The sequence below is a fragment of the Microvirga massiliensis genome (assembly GCF_001006805.1).
GTDB lineage: Bacteria > Pseudomonadota > Alphaproteobacteria > Rhizobiales > Beijerinckiaceae > Microvirga > Microvirga massiliensis.
This window is the reverse complement of sequence record NZ_LN811371.1, coordinates 1-17,484: the sequence shown is the minus strand read 5'-3', so window position 1 is coordinate 17,484 and position 17,484 is coordinate 1. Positions and strand designations below refer to the sequence as shown.

General features: G+C 62.9%; 21 protein-coding genes and 4 pseudogenes. 11 read left to right on the top strand and 14 right to left on the bottom strand.

Annotated features, from left to right (window positions below; genetic code table 11):
* Nucleotides 1-318: pseudogene (locus tag BN1233_RS46425) on the bottom strand (transposase); the annotation flags it as partial.
* Between BN1233_RS46425 and BN1233_RS47925 the strand changes: the two are divergent.
* Nucleotides 283-432, top strand: coding sequence for a hypothetical protein (locus tag BN1233_RS47925; RefSeq protein WP_154678350.1), 150 nt, complete (start codon nt 283-285; stop codon nt 430-432). The pseudogene BN1233_RS46425 and the gene BN1233_RS47925 overlap by 36 nt on opposite strands.
* Here the strand turns inward: BN1233_RS47925 and BN1233_RS39400 are convergent.
* Nucleotides 393-650: pseudogene (locus BN1233_RS39400) on the bottom strand (glutathione S-transferase family protein); the annotation flags it as partial. The gene BN1233_RS47925 and the pseudogene BN1233_RS39400 overlap by 40 nt on opposite strands.
* Before the next feature lie 21 nt (nt 651-671).
* Nucleotides 672-1,226 carry a DNA-binding protein gene (locus BN1233_RS39395; protein ID WP_244889849.1) on the bottom strand — a complete coding sequence of 185 codons (555 nt, stop codon included), beginning with the start codon at nt 1,224-1,226 and terminating at the stop codon, nt 672-674.
* A 671-nt stretch (nt 1,227-1,897) separates the two neighbouring features.
* Here BN1233_RS39395 and BN1233_RS39390 point away from each other — a divergent pair.
* A pseudogene (locus tag BN1233_RS39390) lies at nt 1,898-2,970 on the top strand (IS110 family RNA-guided transposase); the annotation flags it as partial.
* Nucleotides 2,971-3,723: 753 nt separating this feature from the next.
* Here BN1233_RS39390 and BN1233_RS51485 read toward each other — a convergent pair.
* The gene (locus BN1233_RS51485; RefSeq protein WP_046869143.1) at nt 3,724-3,951 is read right to left on the bottom strand and encodes a DUF6894 family protein; all 228 of its coding nucleotides are present in this window, start codon (nt 3,949-3,951) and stop codon (nt 3,724-3,726) included.
* 491 nt (nt 3,952-4,442) lie between these two features.
* On the opposite strand from BN1233_RS51485, the gene BN1233_RS39375 reads away from it, so the two are divergent.
* Nucleotides 4,443-5,189, top strand: coding sequence for a Crp/Fnr family transcriptional regulator (locus BN1233_RS39375; RefSeq protein WP_046869142.1), 747 nt, complete (start codon nt 4,443-4,445; stop codon nt 5,187-5,189).
* 458 nt (nt 5,190-5,647) lie between these two features.
* Here the strand turns inward: BN1233_RS39375 and BN1233_RS39370 are convergent, their stop codons facing one another.
* Nucleotides 5,648-6,100: a response regulator gene (locus BN1233_RS39370; RefSeq protein ID WP_063776777.1), complete on the bottom strand. Its 453-nt coding sequence runs from the start codon at nt 6,098-6,100 to the stop codon at nt 5,648-5,650.
* A 1,004-nt stretch (nt 6,101-7,104) separates the two neighbouring features.
* Between BN1233_RS39370 and BN1233_RS51480 the strand changes: the two genes are divergently transcribed.
* Together BN1233_RS51480 and BN1233_RS39355 are read left to right on the top strand one after the other, a co-directional pair.
* A complete protein-coding gene (locus BN1233_RS51480) occupies nt 7,105-7,383 on the top strand; it encodes a GAF domain-containing protein (protein ID WP_147707804.1) in 279 nt (92 codons plus the stop codon).
* Nucleotides 7,384-7,395: 12 nt separating this feature from the next.
* Nucleotides 7,396-7,866: pseudogene (locus BN1233_RS39355) on the top strand (sensor histidine kinase); the annotation flags it as partial.
* 81 nt (nt 7,867-7,947) lie between these two features.
* Here BN1233_RS39355 and BN1233_RS47920 read toward each other — a convergent pair.
* The 3 genes from BN1233_RS47920 to BN1233_RS45620 all read right to left on the bottom strand — a co-directional run bounded on the left by BN1233_RS47920 (nt 7,948) and on the right by BN1233_RS45620 (nt 11,629).
* On the bottom strand, nt 7,948-8,169 hold the full coding sequence (locus BN1233_RS47920; RefSeq protein WP_147707803.1) for a hypothetical protein: 222 nt from the start codon (nt 8,167-8,169) through the stop codon (nt 7,948-7,950).
* Nucleotides 8,170-9,639: 1,470 nt separating this feature from the next.
* Nucleotides 9,640-11,424 (bottom strand): sensor histidine kinase, encoded by a 1,785-nt coding sequence (locus BN1233_RS39350; protein WP_053086464.1) that lies wholly within the window; start codon nt 11,422-11,424, stop codon nt 9,640-9,642.
* A 10-nt stretch (nt 11,425-11,434) separates the two neighbouring features.
* Complete coding sequence (locus BN1233_RS45620) at nt 11,435-11,629, bottom strand: type II toxin-antitoxin system ParD family antitoxin (RefSeq protein WP_048710588.1); 195 nt, start codon at nt 11,627-11,629, stop codon at nt 11,435-11,437.
* A gap of 225 nt (nt 11,630-11,854) precedes the next feature.
* Here BN1233_RS45620 and BN1233_RS39340 point away from each other — a divergent pair, with 225 nt between their 5' ends.
* Both BN1233_RS39340 and BN1233_RS39335 read left to right on the top strand, forming a co-directional pair.
* On the top strand, nt 11,855-12,094 hold the full coding sequence (locus tag BN1233_RS39340; RefSeq protein WP_046869137.1) for a hypothetical protein: 240 nt from the start codon (nt 11,855-11,857) through the stop codon (nt 12,092-12,094).
* A 274-nt stretch (nt 12,095-12,368) separates the two neighbouring features.
* A complete protein-coding gene (locus tag BN1233_RS39335) occupies nt 12,369-12,614 on the top strand; it encodes a PDZ domain-containing protein (RefSeq protein ID WP_046869136.1) in 246 nt (81 codons plus the stop codon).
* On the opposite strand, the gene BN1233_RS39330 is transcribed toward BN1233_RS39335, so the two are convergent.
* The 5 genes from BN1233_RS39330 to BN1233_RS43905 form a co-directional block, all read right to left on the bottom strand.
* Nucleotides 12,611-12,844 (bottom strand): hypothetical protein, encoded by a 234-nt coding sequence (locus BN1233_RS39330; RefSeq protein ID WP_046869135.1) that lies wholly within the window; start codon nt 12,842-12,844, stop codon nt 12,611-12,613. The genes BN1233_RS39335 and BN1233_RS39330 overlap by 4 nt on opposite strands.
* A 470-nt stretch (nt 12,845-13,314) precedes the next feature.
* On the bottom strand, nt 13,315-13,494 hold the full coding sequence (locus BN1233_RS39325) for a hypothetical protein (protein ID WP_244471072.1): 180 nt from the start codon (nt 13,492-13,494) through the stop codon (nt 13,315-13,317).
* 275 nt (nt 13,495-13,769) lie between these two features.
* Nucleotides 13,770-14,123, bottom strand: coding sequence for a hypothetical protein (locus BN1233_RS39320; RefSeq protein WP_046869133.1), 354 nt, complete (start codon nt 14,121-14,123; stop codon nt 13,770-13,772).
* 124 nt (nt 14,124-14,247) lie between these two features.
* Entirely contained in the window at nt 14,248-14,400 is a 153-nt protein-coding gene (locus BN1233_RS47915; RefSeq protein WP_154678349.1) for a hypothetical protein, read from the bottom strand.
* A gap of 262 nt (nt 14,401-14,662) precedes the next feature.
* Nucleotides 14,663-15,037 (bottom strand): acetoacetate decarboxylase family protein, encoded by a 375-nt coding sequence (locus BN1233_RS43905; RefSeq protein ID WP_048710585.1) that lies wholly within the window; start codon nt 15,035-15,037, stop codon nt 14,663-14,665.
* Nucleotides 15,038-15,390: 353 nt separating this feature from the next.
* Here BN1233_RS43905 and BN1233_RS50745 point away from each other — a divergent pair, with 353 nt between their 5' ends.
* The 3 genes from BN1233_RS50745 to BN1233_RS39305 all read left to right on the top strand — a co-directional run bounded on the left by BN1233_RS50745 (nt 15,391) and on the right by BN1233_RS39305 (nt 16,413).
* The gene (locus BN1233_RS50745; protein WP_342341699.1) at nt 15,391-15,549 is read left to right on the top strand and encodes a hypothetical protein; all 159 of its coding nucleotides are present in this window, start codon (nt 15,391-15,393) and stop codon (nt 15,547-15,549) included.
* Between the two features lie 132 nt (nt 15,550-15,681).
* Entirely contained in the window at nt 15,682-16,092 is a 411-nt protein-coding gene (locus BN1233_RS48910) for a hypothetical protein (protein ID WP_156312748.1), read from the top strand.
* A gap of 153 nt (nt 16,093-16,245) precedes the next feature.
* The gene (locus BN1233_RS39305; protein WP_154678348.1) at nt 16,246-16,413 is read left to right on the top strand and encodes a hypothetical protein; all 168 of its coding nucleotides are present in this window, start codon (nt 16,246-16,248) and stop codon (nt 16,411-16,413) included.
* 267 nt (nt 16,414-16,680) lie between these two features.
* Here the strand turns inward: BN1233_RS39305 and BN1233_RS39295 are convergent, their stop codons facing one another.
* Nucleotides 16,681-16,968 (bottom strand): hypothetical protein, encoded by a 288-nt coding sequence (locus BN1233_RS39295; RefSeq protein WP_147707802.1) that lies wholly within the window; start codon nt 16,966-16,968, stop codon nt 16,681-16,683.
* 171 nt (nt 16,969-17,139) lie between these two features.
* Here BN1233_RS39295 and BN1233_RS50905 point away from each other — a divergent pair, with 171 nt between their 5' ends.
* Entirely contained in the window at nt 17,140-17,481 is a 342-nt protein-coding gene (locus tag BN1233_RS50905; protein ID WP_197094668.1) for an RNA chaperone Hfq, read from the top strand.
* Nucleotides 17,482-17,484: the final 3 nt, after the last annotated feature.

Sequence of the window (17,484 nt, the reverse complement as noted above, 5' to 3'; positions counted from 1 at the left end):
GGTTATTGACGGCCTTGAACTTGCTCCCGTCGAGGGTGGCAACAGCCCGGGTGAACAGGTTGAGCTGGCGGCACAGCACGACGAACTGGGCACAGGCCGCGCGGATCGCCGGTCCGTTGTCGCGCCGGAAGTCCGCGATCGTCTTGAAGTCCGGCCTCAACCGCCCCGTCAGCCACATCAGCTCGACATTGCGCTGGCTCTCGCGTTCCAGCCGCCGGCTGGACGGGATGCGGTATTGTCCTGGGCGACGTAATCCTCAAGGCAATCGGGAAGGAGCGACGATTGCCGGCGATCCTCGCCTTGCACAAATCGCTTCATCCCCTGCCCCCGCTGTTCGGCTTCACTCTACCAAATCAACGCGTTTCCACACAGGCTGAGCCCAGGGCGGACTTTTATCGGCTGGCCGATGCGGCGGTGAAAACCGCCAATTGAGCGTCGAAAGCACGCTTGAGTGCGGGTCGCGCTTCGCCGCGGGCAACAAAGGCGGCGAGGTTCGGGTATTCATTCAGCAGACCCGACCCGTCCAACCTGAGCAGCACTCCGATCATCACCCGGTCACCGGCGGTGAACGCACCGTCGAGCCAGTCGGCACCGCCGAGGTGATCGGACAGCTCGCCCAGTCGTTTTTGGATTCGATCCTCAAGGATCGGTCCAGGCGCGAAAAAGACCGGCTAGCTTGCACGGCGCGCTCTCGTGCGAGCCGCTTTCTTGGCGGCGGCCGATCGGCCGGTGGCCCCCTTCGTCCGTGCCGCTTTCTGCGCTGCGGCCGAACGCGCGGCGGCGCCCTTCGTCTGTGCTGCCCTCTCGGCAGCAGCGGAGCGCTCAGCCGGGCTACGGCGCGCCGCGGTGTGCTTGGCATGCTCCGAGAGAGCCGTGTGCGAAGCCGTGCTCCGCGGCTCCTCTTTCAGGACGCGCGAGACGGCACGGGAGACGCGCGGCTGACGGCGTGTCTCGCGCTCGCCGTGTCCCGCCTCATAAGCGTACTCGGCGCTCTTGCGGGTGCGCTCCTTGGCCTTACCTTCCTCCGGTGGCGGGAGGTCGACGCCCGCGCGCCGTGCCTTGGAGAGGCCGATCGCGATGGCCTGCTCCGGTGAGCGCGCTCCGTGCTCGCCGCGACGAATCTTGCGGATCTCCTCGTGAACGAACTCGCCCGCCTGGGTCGTGGGCGCCTTGCCGGCGCGCTCGGCCTTGCGGGCCTTCTCAATAGTCTGCTTCGCTGGCATCATCGTTCTCCCATGCTGTTCCTCGGTGGCGCTGGTGCGTTGGAATGCGCCACTGCAAGTCCAGGGCTTCTGAGAAAAGGCGTTACATCTCAAATCGTTCCGGCCGCGATCGTCGCGAGTTGCGGATTTGAGGATCGCATGCGCCGGGATACCTCGGTGCGCGCGTCCTGAAGTGCCCTCTGGCCCGAAGATCGAACCCCTGACTCATTCGGTCAGTCGCGCACGAATCGATCCCAGTGGATGCCAAGCATCTTAGAAGCACTGGTTTTAGCGAACCGTGGACCAGCGTGGGATCGTGCCAACGGATTGGTTCAGAGTTGCTGCGAAACAAGAGAGGGTAATCGCGAGGGACACCCGACCGTGCACCAATCCGGCATTAGGCAGCAAAGACCGCAAGCTTGAACGCGTGTCATTGCGACAACTCCGGGGTTCCCTGTGTTACCCAGCTTCCGAGAAGCCGATCGATTCCTGCGCCGCCTCCTGGCATTAGATGTCGTAGTGGGCCGACGGCCGGCGGGTGTAGCCTGGCGGGTCGGCTGTCCATCAGAGATCCTATGGGCAGGGATAGTAGACCACCCCCTGGCAGAGTGGTCAGCTATCCCCACTCTGGAGATAGTCATGCTCGTTGCTGTCACCCTTGCCAACATGACGCCGTTCGCACCGACCTTGGAGCGATCTTTGTCTCGCTTGAACTCTCCCGCTCGGTTTGGCTTGTCACGTCCTTATCGCCTGGCAAAGCCGAGAAGATGTCGAAGCACCAAGTGCGCGGCGGTGATGTCGCCGGGCTGCTGGCATGCTTCGCTGCGCTGCAGGCGAAAGCGCGCGTCAGGACCGCCAAACCGTTTCCGCTGATCGTCATCCAGGAGGCGGGGCTTGATGGCTTCTGGATCCACCGTGTGCTGCAAAGCGAAGGGATCGAGAGCCATGTCGTCGATCCAGCGTCCATCGCGACCTCGCGCCGGCGCCGCCGGGCGAAGACCGATAAGATTGATGGCGAAGCGCTGGTGCGAACGCTCCTGGCCTATAAGCGTGGTGAGCCGCGGGTGTGCGCCATGCTCAAAGCTCCCACACCGGAGGAGGAGGACCAGCGCCGCATTGCGCGTGAACGCAGGACGCTCACGGCTGAGCGGGTCGAGCATGTCAACCGGATCAAGGGGCTCCTGTTCGCGCAAGGCATCTCCGGTTACGAGCCCATGCGCCGCTCGCGCCGGGCACGGCTTGAGGAACTTCGGACGGGTGACGGCCGCCCCTTGTCCCGCCACCTCAAGGCACAACTCATCCGGGAACTCGACCGGCTCGAGCTCCTCCTTGAGCAGATCGAGGCTGTTAAGGCCGAACGGGATATTCTGCTGGCCTCGGCCAACAAAATCAGCACGCCGGTATGGCTCCTGGAACTGAAGGGCGTTGGTCCGGAATTCGCCAATGGGCTCTGGTCTGAAGGGCTCTATCGGCATTTCGACAATCGACGGCAGGTGGCCGCCTATGCAGGTCTCGCGCCGACGCCATGGCAGAGCGGCACCATTGATCGCGAGCAGGGCGTGTCCAAGGCTGGTAATCCACGGCTACGGGCCACGATGATTCAGCTGGCTTGGTTGTGGCTCAGGCACCAGCCGGGCTCGGCCCTGAGCCGGTGGTTTCATCAACGGGTCAAATGATCGGCGGCCGCCTCAAAAAGCCGATGATTGTGGCACTGGCCCGCAAGCTTCTCATCGCATTATGGAAGTACATGACGGCCGGGGTCCTGATCCGCGAGGATCAGAGGACCCGCCGGTTTCAGGTGCAAGGTCAACGAGCGGAGAATGGCTCCCTTGGCCTCATCACCGGGAAGGTGATGCAACACCTCGATCAGGTCGCGGCATCGAAGCGGTCGTCAGGGGAAGATCATCGACGGCGCCAAGGACCACCTCTGTCCGGTCCAAGAGACCCGCCTCGGTCAGACGGGCAGTGGCGGGGTCCATCATGGGGCGGGATCGATCGACGGCTACAAAGCGCCATTGCGGTTCCAAGCTTCCCGCCGTGATGATCTCCTTCGCGCCGCCGCTCGCTCCCGCCACTAGAATTCAGACGTCAGTTCCGCTCCCGAGGTCCGCTGCCAGCATACACGCCGCCAACTCGTGACGGGCATCATATCCCGCCAATGGAATGCGGCTCTACCTCTCGTACTCGCCCGCGCGAGCAGGGTCGAATCTCTGTGCAGCCTCGTTAGTCGATGCAGCCATCCCGAAACTCCGCTCCTATGCTCGGCCTTGGAACGACAGCAACCCGAAAGAATCGAGTCCGCATGACTTCGTCGGAACAAAGCAGGAGCGCGCATCCCGCCCACGAGCGGCGCTTTGCCATTGGCTTCATCCAGCCGTGCCAGCCAGTGTTAGCCCATGAGGTGCCAACCGAACCCGAGTGGATGCACGAGCCGACGTGGAATGGCTACCGCATCGTGGCTCGGCGCTACCGGAGCGTAGGAAAGCACCAGCACGCGACGCGGCAGACCGAAGCACTGCGCTTAATGGAGAGGGTCGTCAAGCCCGATTGAGAAGACGATAGTTCCGGCAACATCGGCCACGTTCAACCGCCAACCCTTCCATTCTGCGGCTGTCGAAGGGCTTTCTCTCCGTGACTCCTCGATGGTTCTGATGACCTCCTTGCACGTCATCGCTAGGTCAGTCACTTCCAGCCCTTCCTCGTCGGGGATGATATTGTGTCGGCTCACCAAGTGGAAATGATAATGCATCACAAATGACCTCCCGAGGTCTGTTCTACATGACATGTGCAAGCAAGGTTGCAGTATGCGTGTTGCTGTTCTAGGAACAATGACTCAATGATGCTGACTTCGGAACAGAATTCGTCCGTCAGCATAGAGAGTTTTGTTGCGAGTATGCGTGTGCTCAACCTCTTCAGAGGTCACGCAGAAAACGGCTGGATAATGAGCCATTCGACACTGAAGGAATGGCATTTTCTTGACGAGTAAGGCATTCCCGCAACTGCACATTTCGTGTGTATCGGGAGGATTGACCGGAAGCGCCCCCATTTGCCGTAGGTGACGGCGAGAGGATTGCATCCGAATAGGTAGCCTGTCACGCCCGCCGCGTATGCAATGGGCTTGCATTGGTCGCGCCGACATACGGCGGAGGACAAGAGCGGCGAGGAGCCGTTTCAGCCCATTGTGCGGCAGGCCCATCGCCCTACCGTCATGAGGGTGATCCGAGAGACAGGAAAGGTGTCATGGCCTCCACTCTAAAAGCTGATCATCGCGCCAACCAGCTCCTCGCCGCCTTGGAACCCGAAGACTTTGCGTTTCTTGACCCTGACCTTCAGATCGTGGAAATGCCGAAAGGCAAAGTGCTCTATGAGGCCGGTGACACCATCCGGCACACCTACTTCCCGCACGACTGTATCGTGAGCCTCGTCAACATCATGGAGGATGGGCGGTTTGTGGAGGTCACTTCCTTCGGCTGCGAGGGACTGTTTGGCCTGATCAGTGCCCTCGTCTCCCGAGAGTCATTCGGGCGCTATAGGGTTCAGATCGGAGGCACGGCCTCACGTACTGGCCTCGGCAAGATGCACGATGCGATCAACGCACGTCCGAGGATTCGACGGCTGGTCCTCAGCTACACCGAGGCGCTGCTCGCCCAGACCTTCCAAAGCGTGTCGTGCAATGCCGTCCACTCCGTCGAGGCCCGATGTGCCAACTGGATTCTGAGCACACGCGACCGGCTGGATCAGGACTGCCTGCCGCTTACACATGAAACGCTTTCGGAAATGCTCGGAGTTCAGCGATCCACCGTCAGCCTTGTCCTGCGAACCTTTCAAATGGCGGGCCTGATCGGTCAGACCAGGGGTGTCATCATCGTGAAGGATCGCGCTGACCTCGAAGGGATAGCTTGCGAATGCTACGGCAGAATCATGCAACATTACCGGAGGCTGCTCCCCGGCCCGGTGCCCCGATCCAAGTCAGGGTGGACGGCGTGATTTGGATTGCCGTACAGACGAGGGCCGACCACACGGCGCTCAAAGCCGAACGAAAAGCGCCTCGAAGGAGTGCTTTGAGGCCCCGGGCTCCGGGCACATGATAGGCCGTGAACTTAGTTCACCACCACGTCGCAACCATTGTTCCAGCCGAGCGGAGCCTCTTGCCTGTGCCCGACAGCAGGAACATACATCGTGCTGAGCCGTTCTTCTCAATGCTTCGAACGCAGAAGCGGGTGGGGCAGGACATGACGGATGAGACCGCAGCCCCGCAAAAGGGGACGCAATAGAGCAGCCGCAGTTCGACGGTTGGTCTGTGGCTCTGATCGGAATTGGGGGTACGCTCACGTGCGCGTGGAACGTGCTGCTGTGGGGGATCATCGGCCTTTTCCTGCCCTCGTGATCCCTGCGCCTCGGCTCAATCCTTTTGGGCCTGCTGATAGAGTGACCCCGCTCCGAGCTTAAGCGTCGTTCGCCCGGAGCGGCACGACACTCGTATGTGCGTTCTGCTCGCTCTCGACCACGACGCCTCGCATGGCCTGATCCGCCATGGTTCGGGCTTGTTCGACCAAACGGCTGAGCGGATAGGGCTTCGCCAAGAACACACTTCGCTCGGGAAGTTCGACGGCGGACGGGATCGTGCGTCCCGAGACGAGGATGACCGCGATCCCCGGCCAACTCTCCTCGATCTTTCGTGCAAGCTCTAGGCCGTCGATGCCATCACCGATCTCGATGTCGCTGATGACCACAACTACATCGGGACGGGCGTCGAGAATGCGCAGGGCCTCGTCGCCGTTTGATGCCTCAATCACTTGAAAACCGGCCTCGGACAGAAGGTCGTGCGCGGTCATCCGCACGAGCACCTGATCCTCGACGATAAGCACCACGGGCTGATCGGGCTCGACTGTCATCATCTACTCACAACGTGTTTCGGCCTCACGGGTTCTCGATCTGGCATCCAGCTTGCTCGGCGTGATGACGCGATCTTCCGACCATTGGTAAGCCGCTCCTTAGGTCCAAGCCGTATCAGCGGCTCCCCTCTGAGGCCGAATCCCCGCTCGTCAGGAAGCTCACCGAAGAGCCACACCAAGTTCGTGCGGCCCGCATTTGAATGTGGTCTGTGGCGGATTTTCGTCCGGGTCATTCAAGAACGCCCTGATCCTCTCCACGGGCATCTTCACGCAACTACGCCCCACAAGGTCGAGACCGTCGAGCGTGTCATTCAAGTCCAACCCTGCCTTGCCCGGAACGGAATAGTTCTCCGCAATGGCCTCACCACGAAGTTGAAGACAGATCAGGTAGTGGGCGACAAACATGGGTGCGGTGATGCTCAAGGCTGTTTGAACGAAGGAATGAGGAGTTCCACTCGGCACAGTGAGAGGGTTCGTCGATCCGGAGCCTCGGCGAGTCGTCTTTACCTGAGGTTAACAGGCGATTGTGCCTTCCCGCGTCGGTGATGGTGAGGCGTTCGCATCACCGCACCCGCCACAATTGCGCCCGAAAACAGGCTGGACGGCTTACAGGAGAGGAAAGTGCGCCTCTCAGTGTGGCCGCGCAGAGATCGCCTCGTGAGCGCGTGACACCCGACTGAGGAGCGCAATCTGATTTGACCCCCCTAACGCGGGAACGGAACCGCACTTCCGAGGTTACCGGTATCGGCATTGCAAAGAAGGAGTCAACATCGTCCCCACCCAAGCGCGAGCAACGCTTGCTCGGCTACCAGCGCATCACAACCGCGCTTGCACGGGTCGGAGCGGAAGCCTGCCGCGCGACAGGCTACTGCACCACGCGACGGCACTGGTATCCAGTGCCACGCGCATCCCGCGTGTCAAGACCATGCGCTACCGCGCGGATCGCAGCGACCTCTTAGTGGAGGCGGGTGTTGGTTGGAGGTCCGGTGTGGTCGGGAAGCTAAGCCATGATCCCGAGTTCCGGTACCACCCCGTCTTGCAAGAGCACGGGATCCTCGGTGATAAACGTCCCAATCATGTTTGACGGAGCGACGTGGGGCGTGTTCGAGGTTGATTCCGAAGCGCCTCGCTCCTTCGATGATGCGGACGTAGGATTTCTTCAGGGAGGTGCGCAAGGTCTTGGTCTGACCCTTCACCGCCACAGGACCGAGCGACGGAGTTTGAATGCAGAGGCGGAACATGCCCGTCAGGCGGCACGAGCCAAGACTCTTCTCGAAGAGCTTTAGCATCGCGTCCGCAACAACTTCCAGACTGTCTTCAGCTTTCTTAGCCTTCACCGCCGCGCGAGCACCGGAGATGCCAAAGAGCGGCTCGATGCCGTAATGGATCGCGTCCACGCCATCGCACTCGCTCATCACCAGCTCTCGCTTGGCGAGGGCGGTAGCGAGGTCGAGTTTTCCGACTACCTCCGTGCTCTGTGCCGGAATCTCGACGCCTGCAATAAGGCCGTGCGGATCGAGGTCACGGGCAACCGGGCGATGTTGCCTCCGGACCGAGCGGTTCTCCCTGGCCTGACCGTTGCGGAACTTTGCACGAACCCCCTGAAATACGCCTTCGACGATCTTGGCGACACCATCCGGGTGGACTTCTCAGCCGGCTCTGAGATCGGAGAGGGCTGCAGCACGGTCGAGGATGATGGGAAGGGCATGGGGCCGACGCGCGAGGGCGGGCTCGGCCTGACCCTGATCGCAACTTGGCCCTGCAACTGAATGGACGGGTAGAGCGGGATGAGGTGGAAAATGGCACCCGCACCCGCGTGTGCTTTCCGCTCTCGGGGTGATCGGGCACCTTCACGGATCATGCGATGCGTCTTTCGCATCCTTGGCACCATCTTGGCTGACTTCCCTGAGCACCTCGGCCCATACCTCGTCGCCGTCAGCGGCAACGGATTCAGCGATGGCTGCAAGCTCTGCGGCGGCTTCTTGTCGGGTCTTTCCCGCTCGTTCTGCCGCGCGTAAGTGTTCATAAGCGGCCTGATAAAGCCGTTCTAATCGTCCCACCTGTGTCCCCACCGCGAATCTCGCGTCCGACCGGTGGCTCTTTCGTGCCTTCATCAAAGATGTCGCAGCAAGCGTAGTTGTAATGCCAGAATGTCGCAGCCGTCGTGAATGGTCTGACCCGCCAATCCGTCGTGGTCCGAGCCCGCCATCCCGAATACCCCACCGGGCTAGTGGGAGACCAACCCCCGAGGATGTAGAGCGGGCGCGTCTCTCCCACGCGTCAAGGCGCTGAGCGATCCACGCCCGGCATCCTCAAGAATGGTGAACACCTCGCTTCTGTCGCTCGGCCACGAGCCGAACCAACCTCCAAGAACTACGCGCCCCAAAGTTCGCCCTTCTCGTGGCCGTGTGAGATGAGAGCCAGATCGTTCACGGGCCTACCATTCACCAATGCAAGCCGACCCCAAAAGTAGCTGCGTGACTTCGACCCAGTGGGAGGCTGGACCACCGGCTACCGCAACGGAACCTTCGCTGTTGCTTGCCCCAGCCCGAACCGTTCCAAAGCCGATGCTGTCTCACGTCTGCATGCGGCAGAACCGGTGCGAGTGGTGTAAGCAAACCTCACCAACACGTCTTGGGTAATCGCCGCTTCAAACGCTGTCCCGCAGGAAAACGAGGCCGGGTGCTTCCGTTACGTTCAGCCCGTCTGAAGGCTGCAAGAAGCGCCTTTCTCTGCTGGTTTCGCAATGTCACGACCGGCTTCACTGGTTGTGGTGGTGTGGTGATCGCTTCCAGTGGTTGACGCTCAGTAGATATCGGCTCTGTAACCGCACTCTACATGGCTGTGGTGACGGTGGGTGCTGCGTCCCTGCGAGAAATCGTGGCTGACGAACGCTTCGCCTCTTTCGTGGCGCGGTTCGCTTGTGCCGCCCAACGCCGTGCAGCCCGCTCTTCCGCCTCACGCTGCACCCGCTCATCGATCGGTTTCACAGGAGCCTACAGGAGATCAGGCAGAACACGCCGAGTGGACTTGTCTGCCGGCTCGGTTGTGCCGAACACGTCCGGTGGTTATGGGGCAGCGGACGTCGAATGAGCTGAGGTTGGAACTCTGATCTTGTCAGCCTGTGGCGCGCGGATTGCTACCGAGAGCTTGTCGAAGACCTGATCAGCCAGAGAGGCACTTTCTGAAGCAGGCGTTTTGCTGGGGTAACGACCTCAGGGCCCGCCTGTTGGCGCACTTGATCTCGAACGTGAACGGGTATGCTCCGATGTGCATTTGACGAGATTAGACCGGCACTCGTAACGACATCGGGCAGTGATGCTGCTGGTGTGCATGTTCAGTGCAGAATCCGTGCGGCAGACAAAACGGATTCTCCAGTGAAGGACCCCTGCCACAATTCTCAGGGCATGTGGCAGCGGGCGGCAAGCCATGTCGATCACTGCGAGAAGGCTCTCGGGAACCAACGCGGGATGGGGCCCGAAGCTCACAGAAAAAAGGTTCAGAGCAGGCGCTGAGCGATTCTGGTGTGAACCGGCTCGAGGTTACCTGTGGTCCCGAGGCCAGCCAGGAGAGCCGCCTTCGGGCAACTCTTTGCACCTATCGGGCTCCTTCCCGTCATGCCTCTCGTCGGCCAAGGGGATGTTCACCTCGCACCTGACCCCGGCAGGGTCATAGGTGACCTGGACCTCGCCCGCGAGTTCCAGCGCCAGGCTGCGTCCGATCAGGCGCGAGCCGAAGCCCTCGTGCTGCGGCGGCGAAACAGGCGGCCCGCCGCGTTCCTGCCAGCGGAAGGCAAGGTGCGAGGGATCACCGGGCTGAACCTGCCAAGCGATTGCAATCCGGCCCGGATCGACCGAGAGCGCCCCATATTTCGCCGCGTTGGTCGCCAGTTCATGCAGCGCCATGCTCAGCGCCAGGGCCACCCTGGGAGACAACCGCAGGCCCGGCCCGTTGATCTCAAAGCGGTCGTGGCGGTAGGGCGCTAGGGCTTCAGCAATGACCTGAGACAGTTCGGCGCCATTCCAGCTCTCGCGCGTGAGCAGGTCATGGGTTTTGGACAGGGCGAGCAGGCGAGCCTCGAAGCTTTCACGCGCTGCGGTGTCCCATTGTCCCTTGCCGAAGGTCTGCCGCGCGACGGCCTGCACCGTCGCGAGGATGTTCTTCACGCGATGGTTGAGTTCATGCACCAGAAGGTGTTGCAGCCGTTCGGCCCGCTTGTGCTCGGTAATGTCGCGCGCGATCTTCGAGGCGCCGACGATGCGGCCCTGAGCATCCCGAACCGGCGAAACCGTCAGCGAAACCTCGACCAAGCTGCCATCCTTGCGGCGGCGGGTGCTTTCATACGACTTGACGCTCTCACCCTGGCGAATGCGTTCGAGGATCTGCAACTCCTCGTCGTATCGGTCCTCGGGGAACAGGATCGTGATCGGCTGGCCGATGACTTCCTTGGCCCGGTAGCCGAAGAGCCGTTCCGCTCCCTTGTTCCAGCTTGTGATGACGCTCTCGAGGTTCTTGCCGATGATGGCATCGTCCGACGACTCGATGATTGCCGCGAGCCATTGCTCGGCTGCTTCCGCGCGCTTGCGTTCGCTGATGTCGCGGAAGAACACCGACAATCCACCGTCTGCGCCGGGGAAGATGCTCATCTCCATCCAGCGATGCAGGACCGGGGACACGGTCTCGATGCGGGCGGAGCGCCGCTCGTGCATGACCTTCTGAAGGGCTCCGTAAGGCTCTGAGCCGAGAGCTTGCGGAAACACCTCCGGATAGAGCTTGCCGATCACGTCCTCCTTCCGGAGGCCTGTCCATTCCTCGGCCTTGCGGTTGAAATACAGGAAGCGCCATTGGTGATCGAGGGCATAGAAGGCATCGGAGATGCTTTCCAGGATCTCGAATGTCCGCGCCCGCGAGGCCGCAAGGGCGTTCTCCGCCTGTCGCTGCTCGGTGCGGTCGCGCAGCACCTTCACGTATCCGATGATCTCGCGCGCTTCACCCTTGAGCGGCGTGAGTTCGCCACTGGCCCAGAACCGTTCGCCGCTCTTGCGCAGGTGCCAGCGGTTGTCGGAGGCAAATCCTTTCTCATGAGCCGTCTGTCGCTCTCGGGCGGGGACACCCGCCGCGACGTCTTCCGGCGTGAAGAACCGTTCCATGGGCTGGCCGAGCATTTCCGGCTCGGTCCAGCCGAGGACACGGTGTGCGCCCTCGTTCCAGCTTGTCACCCGGCCCTTGAGATCGCTGGCGACAACAGCGGAATCGGTCACGCTGTTGAGGATTTGCTGGTGCAGGGTCTCCCGATCCCTAAAAGCGGCTTTGGCGCGCGCCAACAAGGATCGGCTCCTAACGAGCATGATGTCTGCCTTGCGAGGGCTCTTTGCTCCGTCTCTCGTGCCGCCGATCCCGCTCGTCGAGCAGGCGCAGGGCGGCGCGGACGACCTCGCTGGCACTGCGGTAACGGCCGGTGCTGATCTTCTCGGCGATCAGCGCGGTCAGTTCGGGCGTGAGGCTGACGTTCAGGGTGGACTTGGAGGGCATCGGAGCATGAGCGGGAGGATGGCAAAAGTTGCCATCCGGCTAGCTATAGGGGCTATTCGTTCCACTGAAAACCAGGCCCTGGACGCAGTGATGTTCATTTGACGATCCGGATCACGGCGGGATCGAAGGCCAGCAGCGGCAGCTTGTCGTGCAGCGGTTCGACGAGCCGGCAGCATAGGACGGATTGGAGCCCTGCCCAGCGAGGATCCCTGCCGGGATGTCGCGGTGATCACCGGACGGACCCGGAGCGCGCACTGCCGCGGATCATGGATCCCGACGTCGGAGCGATGCGTCGGCCGCGGGTTGCGCCTGTCTCTCAGGATCGTGTGGCTCCTGACGCAATCCGGCTTCTGGCTTGGGCTTCCGGATGGGAGCGACTTTGCGGGCCTCGCGCTCCTCGGCTTCTGCCAGCGCCTCACAATGCTCGGCCATTCTGTAGAGCTGCTCGCGGGCGTCCCTCAGTGAGAGCTGTTGCGCGAGGGCGCGAGCTTCCGCGGCCCTGCGGCGATACTCGGCCGCCTTATCGTATCGGGGGATATGCACGACCGCATGCACCTCTTGCGAATCAAATCAGCCCACCAACGGCCGGAGGCTGGCATCGTTCACGATTCCAAGAACACAGCGCCTCGTGTAGTCAACCCGGCTGCGCTTGGACCTAGACCCGAACGGGCGCATAATGCACCCATCACCGGCCGATCCGAACCCGTAGGCTCCCGCCTACACGGCCGAGGAGCGCCCCATGCCCGACCTCGCGCAGGAGCGCCTGGATCTCGACGCGGCCGATCGGCACCTCGCCGAGGGCGAGCGGCGGATCACCGACCTGATCCTCCTGATCGAGGACGAGACTGCGAAGGGTCGGGACACCACCGAAGCCCGCAAACTGCTCCGCAACTTCGAGCAGACCATGGAGACCTGGCGCGTCCATCGAGGGCTCATCGCGGACGCGATCGCGCGGGCGCAGCCGCCTGATCCGGAGGTCCGCTAGGGCGCTTCCGGCGATTGCGGATCCTCATCGCGCGTGAGGAGGGTCTTGACCTCGCGCAGCTCCTCGGGCCGGTGCGGCAGCAGTGGATCGAGCTCCGCCTCGATCTGCCTCATTTGTGCGAGCTGCTGATCGACCTGCTCGAGGAAGTGCTCATGCGCTTCCCGGAGCCGCGCCGTCTCGGCCAGAGCAACCTCAGCGCGTTTGAGCAGCAGATCATCTTCGACGGACATGACGGGCCACCCATCAAGATTTCGACCTTCCCAATGCGGCGACCAGGACCACTGTTCCATGGTCCCGCCCGGGCTCGAAGGGAGCGGAACCCGCTTACCCGAAGCCGTCGCCCCGGCTCGCGGACCAGGCGCAGCACCGCGTCACGATCCCCGGCCTGCAAGACCTGCAAGGGCGTCCGGTTCTCGAGGTCTGTGTCGGGCGCCAGCAGAACGTCGAGCGCGACCCACGGCCCTGTGCCGGCCAAGCCGCGCACGACCTCGGCCAAGCCAGGAACGACCTCACCTTTCTGGAACTGACAGGAGGGGCAGCGCCAGTTGCTGAACCCCGGAACAGCGAGCAGGGTGCTGGCGCGCCGCCACTCGACGACGGCATGCCGCTAATGAGCTCCCCCGAGGCGCTGCCGAGGAGCAATGTCTCAATGTCCATTTGCCGACCCGCGGCGCGCAAGGGTCTGTGTCTCTGACCTCTATCAGCTTTCAGCTTCCTCCGGAGCCTCGCGCTGGGCCGCATCGAAACCTTTCGGGGCCAGATCGATCGTCTCAGCACCGGGAGCGGTGATGTAGCCGGCGCGCACCAGCTCCCGAGCAGCCTCCACGAGCGCAGGTTCAGTGCCGATCCGCTTCCGAAGCGTATCAAGCGTCAGCTGCACACCGTGCCGCCTGTGAGCCTCGCCAAAGGCACCCAAGTACACACAAGTCCTTGATGCGCTGGCCGGCTCAAATCCACGTTGTATCCTTCAGGCTTGACTGCCCGCCAGCAGCCCGGGCCGGGCCCCTGAGCAGAGTTCTACTGGCTGTCCCACGAATGATGTAGCCCTGTGCCTTGGTGAGCGCGGCGGCATTCGTGAGGTCGGCTGCTGCGCAATTCTGCTTAGATTCGGCTGCCAGCATGGCTCGGGGGTTCGCAGGTGCGAAATCCTGTTGATCAGGGGCGCGCGACCGAGATGCACACCTGACGCACCCTGGGCCTCGTGTTCTCGGCAACCAGCGTGTAAGTCTTGCCTTTCAGCGCACGGAAGCTACAGCGGGCGTCTGCACAGGGCTTGCCGTCGAGGGATAGGGCCGCTGTGTCACGGGCGCGATCGGCAGGGGTTTCGTCGCTGGCCTTTGCGCGAGCCTCGGCCTCGACCTGCGCATCCTCCGGGGCGAGGAACTCCACGGTGTACGGGGCGGCCGGACTGCCGCATTTCTCGCCACCGACAGCCTCGATCTTGTCCGCGGCCTGCGCCGATCCCGAAAGAACCATAGCCCAAAGGGCGATCACCCACAGTTTCAACATCGGATCCTTTATTCATGGCTAATGGGAAACGCAGGGCATGCCTGGTGGTTCTGATGCGACGATACGCGTCGTGCCTGCTCGTCGGGGCAAGGCGCCAACTCGAGAGTTCGCGCAGGACAGGCTCTCAGGTCCCTGCTGCGGCCTCTACGACCCGGGCCAGCGCAATCGTGAACTCGCGCACCCGGCGCAGTGCCACCGCCACTGCCTCGGGCGTCTCATTCGTCACCTGTGCGGCACCGGTGGCGTGATCTTCGACCATAGGGCAGGGCGGTGCCATCCACGGCCGCCGCGATCGCCAGTTTCGCCTCCTCCAACTTATCAGCGAGCGCAGTCAGACGCGCTCGCGCTATCGTGTCGTGGTCATCCGCAGTGGCCATAATGCTGAAGCTTCCGGCGGGGTCGACGACGTGTGTTGGTTACAGCGAGCCAGTCACGGCACGAGATCGCCGGATGCGCCTCGGATCCCGAAAGTGAGCGCGATTGGTGCCAGTCGTGCGCTGAAGAGTGGCTTGCGTCCGTGGAGAAACCCGAGTGGCCATTCAGGCAAGTAGCCAGGCAGTAGAGCCGATCTTGAGCCGCGCTCGCGCTCGAGCCCGCGTGATCTTCACGCTGCCAGCCAGTGAGTGTGCGGTGTGCGCCTGAAAGCGCCACCAGCCGGGCAAGGCCAGGCGCGGACGAGACTGGTCGAAGGCGATGGGCTGCGCACCAACCTCGGCGTGGGCCTCGAACGCCGCGCCGCGGCCGAGCCCCTTCCCCTCTACCTTGAACTTGGCGAACTGCTTCGGGATGCCCCAAAGTGCGCGAGCACCCGCGATTGAGGATAGGCGATCCAACCAGATATGGGTGATCGTGAACCGCCGCCTCCTGTTCAGGCGCACCCGGACTGCTGGCAGCAGCGCGTTATACGCAAGCACGCCTCCGGGTTCATAAACGGCCAAGCCACGCCCGCGGCCGCAAAGCCGACGAATGACACGGCTCGCATGTTCGCCTGGAGAGCGGCAGCAGAGCAGTCATCGGCACCAACCATGCCGAAATGAGCAGTGCGCCCCCGAGATGCCACGGCGCGGACGGGCAGCTGTCACCATTGGCATCAATGAGCCAGCCGGGGAGGTGGCCGGACCCATGAAAGAAGAGCGGCACTGCGCCGGGTGAGGCTCCATTCGAGGCCAATCAGGATTGCACGGTCGACCCCACGAATGCTGCAGCGCTCGCCAAGGCGCGGGAGCACACCATCCGTTGAACAGTCAGAAGAACTCTGCTTAGCCTTGTGGTTGAGGACGACGGGCGCGGGATGGAGCCGCCGCGCACGGGAGGACTCGGCCTGCAACTCGTCGAGGCATTCACCAACCAGCTCGATGGTCAAATCGAGCGGGAGCCGACCGAGAGTGGCACGCGCACCTGTGTGCGTTTTCCGCTGCCGCTATGACGCAAGATGGCGGAACACCGCCCGCGGATTCCGGGAAGGCGGTTTCTGACCACCATTCCTTCCCGGGGCTGGTCTTGAACGGAGCGCATTAGTGTTGCGTTGTCCGCCTGCTCCGCAAGAAGATCATGGGCCGTGCCTTCACATGACGAAGCTGCCGATTACCGCCGACGCGCCCAGGAGACCCGAGCTGTCGCCCGGCTGATCTCGTTGCGCGACGATCGCCAGCCGTTCCTTGACGAAGCCGATCGACTGGATGCGCTGGCCGCGATCGCAGAGGCTCAGGACCGGCAACGTGCGGGCCTCGCCCTTGCCTCTCGGCCTCACGCTGATCCTCTGCTCAAGCGCGCCGAGGCGGCTCTGGCCGAGACGGCTCGGCTCCGCGACCTGCATGCGAAGTTCCTGGACCAGGTCGAGCAGCAGCTCGCGCAGATGAGACAGATCGGGGCGGAACTCGACGCCCTGCTGCCGCATCCTCCGGATGAGCTGCGGCGGCTGAGGGCGATCAGCGGGGTGGAGTGGCCGAGGAACTACGGCCAGTTTTAACCTAGGTGACAGCGCCAGGACGGTTCTCCCGGTAGAGAGGGCCTGAGGCTCAATCTGCCCCCGAGCCTCGCCTTGGCCCCGCCAACTCTCTCCGGCAGGGTCTTTCTTTTCGCGAGGCGGCACGGGATCGGGATTTCAAAGGGGACTGATGGCGTGGGCGGCCAAATCGGAAGGGTTCCGAAGCTCGTGACCATGGCCCTCCTGATCGCCGTGGCCGCCCTGCTCACCCTCCCGCTCTTGTTCCTGTTCGTCGGGATCCCCGCCTTCATGCTGCCGACGACCGGAAGTGATCCCGACGAGGCACCGGAATTCTACTTCTGAATCGCCCTTCCGTTCCTCACCCTCAGCCTCTGGAGCGCCGCCGTCGGCCTCGTCTGGATCCGACACCGCTGGTATTGGGCCATGACGAAGCTGTCTCTAGCGGTTGACATCGGACCCCCTGCCTGGCTTACCACTGCCTTCGTCGGTCGAACTGACTCTCGTGGTCAGCGCGACAACATTTTCCTCGATCGGCGAAAGCTCGCCACTCCGAATCGCGAGCGCATGAGCGGCCATGAGGCCGGCCTCAAGGGAGAGGATTGAAACCTGCTATGCGCTCACGCCCGCGAGTGCCGCTTGGACGGCGGCAAGGCCGCATGCGCCCGCCCGCCTGCGCCGGTGGGCCGTCTCGCTTGACCACAGGCGGTAGAGGTAGTCGTCGAACTCCCGCGGGAGTGCCGCGTCCCCGAGGAAGGCCGGCTTGTCCTGCCGCTCGTGGTAGGCGGCCCGGAGCAAGCGCGCGAGGTGCTCCTGGATGGGTCGGGGAAGCGCCGCGTCAGGGCTGCTTCGCCCCTTGCGGACTTTCGCCGGAAGATCGTGATGTTGCTCGTCGGTCATGGATGGTCCAGCCCAAAAACCAACAACGCCCTTGAGTCACGCGGGTTTCAATGAGGACGGTGACACGGGACCATCCGTCGCCGTGCGGCGCCGCCCTTCCCGCAATCCTACCATGGCCGCCTCCCAGGGCAGCCCGACAGAACGGGCTTGCGTCTCCGGGATCCCTGCCAGATGCTGCTCCCACAGGCTTGGCAGGCCCCCAAGCGGGCCCCCCTTGCAAGAAAACCGACATGGCTGAGGAACTCGCCCCGAGCCTGCAAGCCAGTTCCTGAAGCACGTTCAGGAGCACGGGTGCCCGTGATGGTGTACCTCATGAGCGGCGTCAGAATTCAGGGCTACATCACGGGCTCTGACAGGTTCACCCTGGCGTTGACGTGGGATCGTCAGAGCCACGCCCTCTACAAGCACGCGATCTCCACGATCTATGCGCGTGGCCGGAATAGATCACGAATGCGATGCCGCTCCTCGAGCGTGCGGACGAGGACGGTGCAGGGACCCTCGTTCAGCGCATAATCC

Excerpts from the sequence above, each read along its gene's own strand:
- BN1233_RS47915 (WP_154678349.1), bottom strand. The coding sequence starts at position 14,400 with ATGGCACCGCCCTGCCCTATGGTCGAAGATCACGCCACCGGTGCCGCA.
- BN1233_RS39335 (WP_046869136.1), top strand. The coding sequence starts at position 12,369 with ATGCCCGACCTCGCGCAGGAGCGCCTGGATCTCGACGCGGCCGATCGG.
- BN1233_RS45620 (WP_048710588.1), bottom strand. The coding sequence starts at position 11,629 with ATGCCCTCCAAGTCCACCCTGAACGTCAGCCTCACGCCCGAACTGACC.
- BN1233_RS39370 (WP_063776777.1), bottom strand. The coding sequence starts at position 6,100 with ATGATGACAGTCGAGCCCGATCAGCCCGTGGTGCTTATCGTCGAGGAT.
- BN1233_RS39395 (WP_244889849.1), bottom strand. The coding sequence starts at position 1,226 with ATGATGCCAGCGAAGCAGACTATTGAGAAGGCCCGCAAGGCCGAGCGC.
- BN1233_RS39320 (WP_046869133.1), bottom strand. The coding sequence starts at position 14,123 with ATGTTGAAACTGTGGGTGATCGCCCTTTGGGCTATGGTTCTTTCGGGA.
- BN1233_RS50905 (WP_197094668.1), top strand. The coding sequence starts at position 17,140 with ATGCTGCTCCCACAGGCTTGGCAGGCCCCCAAGCGGGCCCCCCTTGCA.
- BN1233_RS39330 (WP_046869135.1), bottom strand. The coding sequence starts at position 12,844 with ATGTCCGTCGAAGATGATCTGCTGCTCAAACGCGCTGAGGTTGCTCTG.
- BN1233_RS51485 (WP_046869143.1), bottom strand. The coding sequence starts at position 3,951 with ATGCATTATCATTTCCACTTGGTGAGCCGACACAATATCATCCCCGAC.
- BN1233_RS39375 (WP_046869142.1), top strand. The coding sequence starts at position 4,443 with ATGGCCTCCACTCTAAAAGCTGATCATCGCGCCAACCAGCTCCTCGCC.
- BN1233_RS51480 (WP_147707804.1), top strand. The coding sequence starts at position 7,105 with ATGATCCCGAGTTCCGGTACCACCCCGTCTTGCAAGAGCACGGGATCC.
- BN1233_RS39295 (WP_147707802.1), bottom strand. The coding sequence starts at position 16,968 with ATGACCGACGAGCAACATCACGATCTTCCGGCGAAAGTCCGCAAGGGG.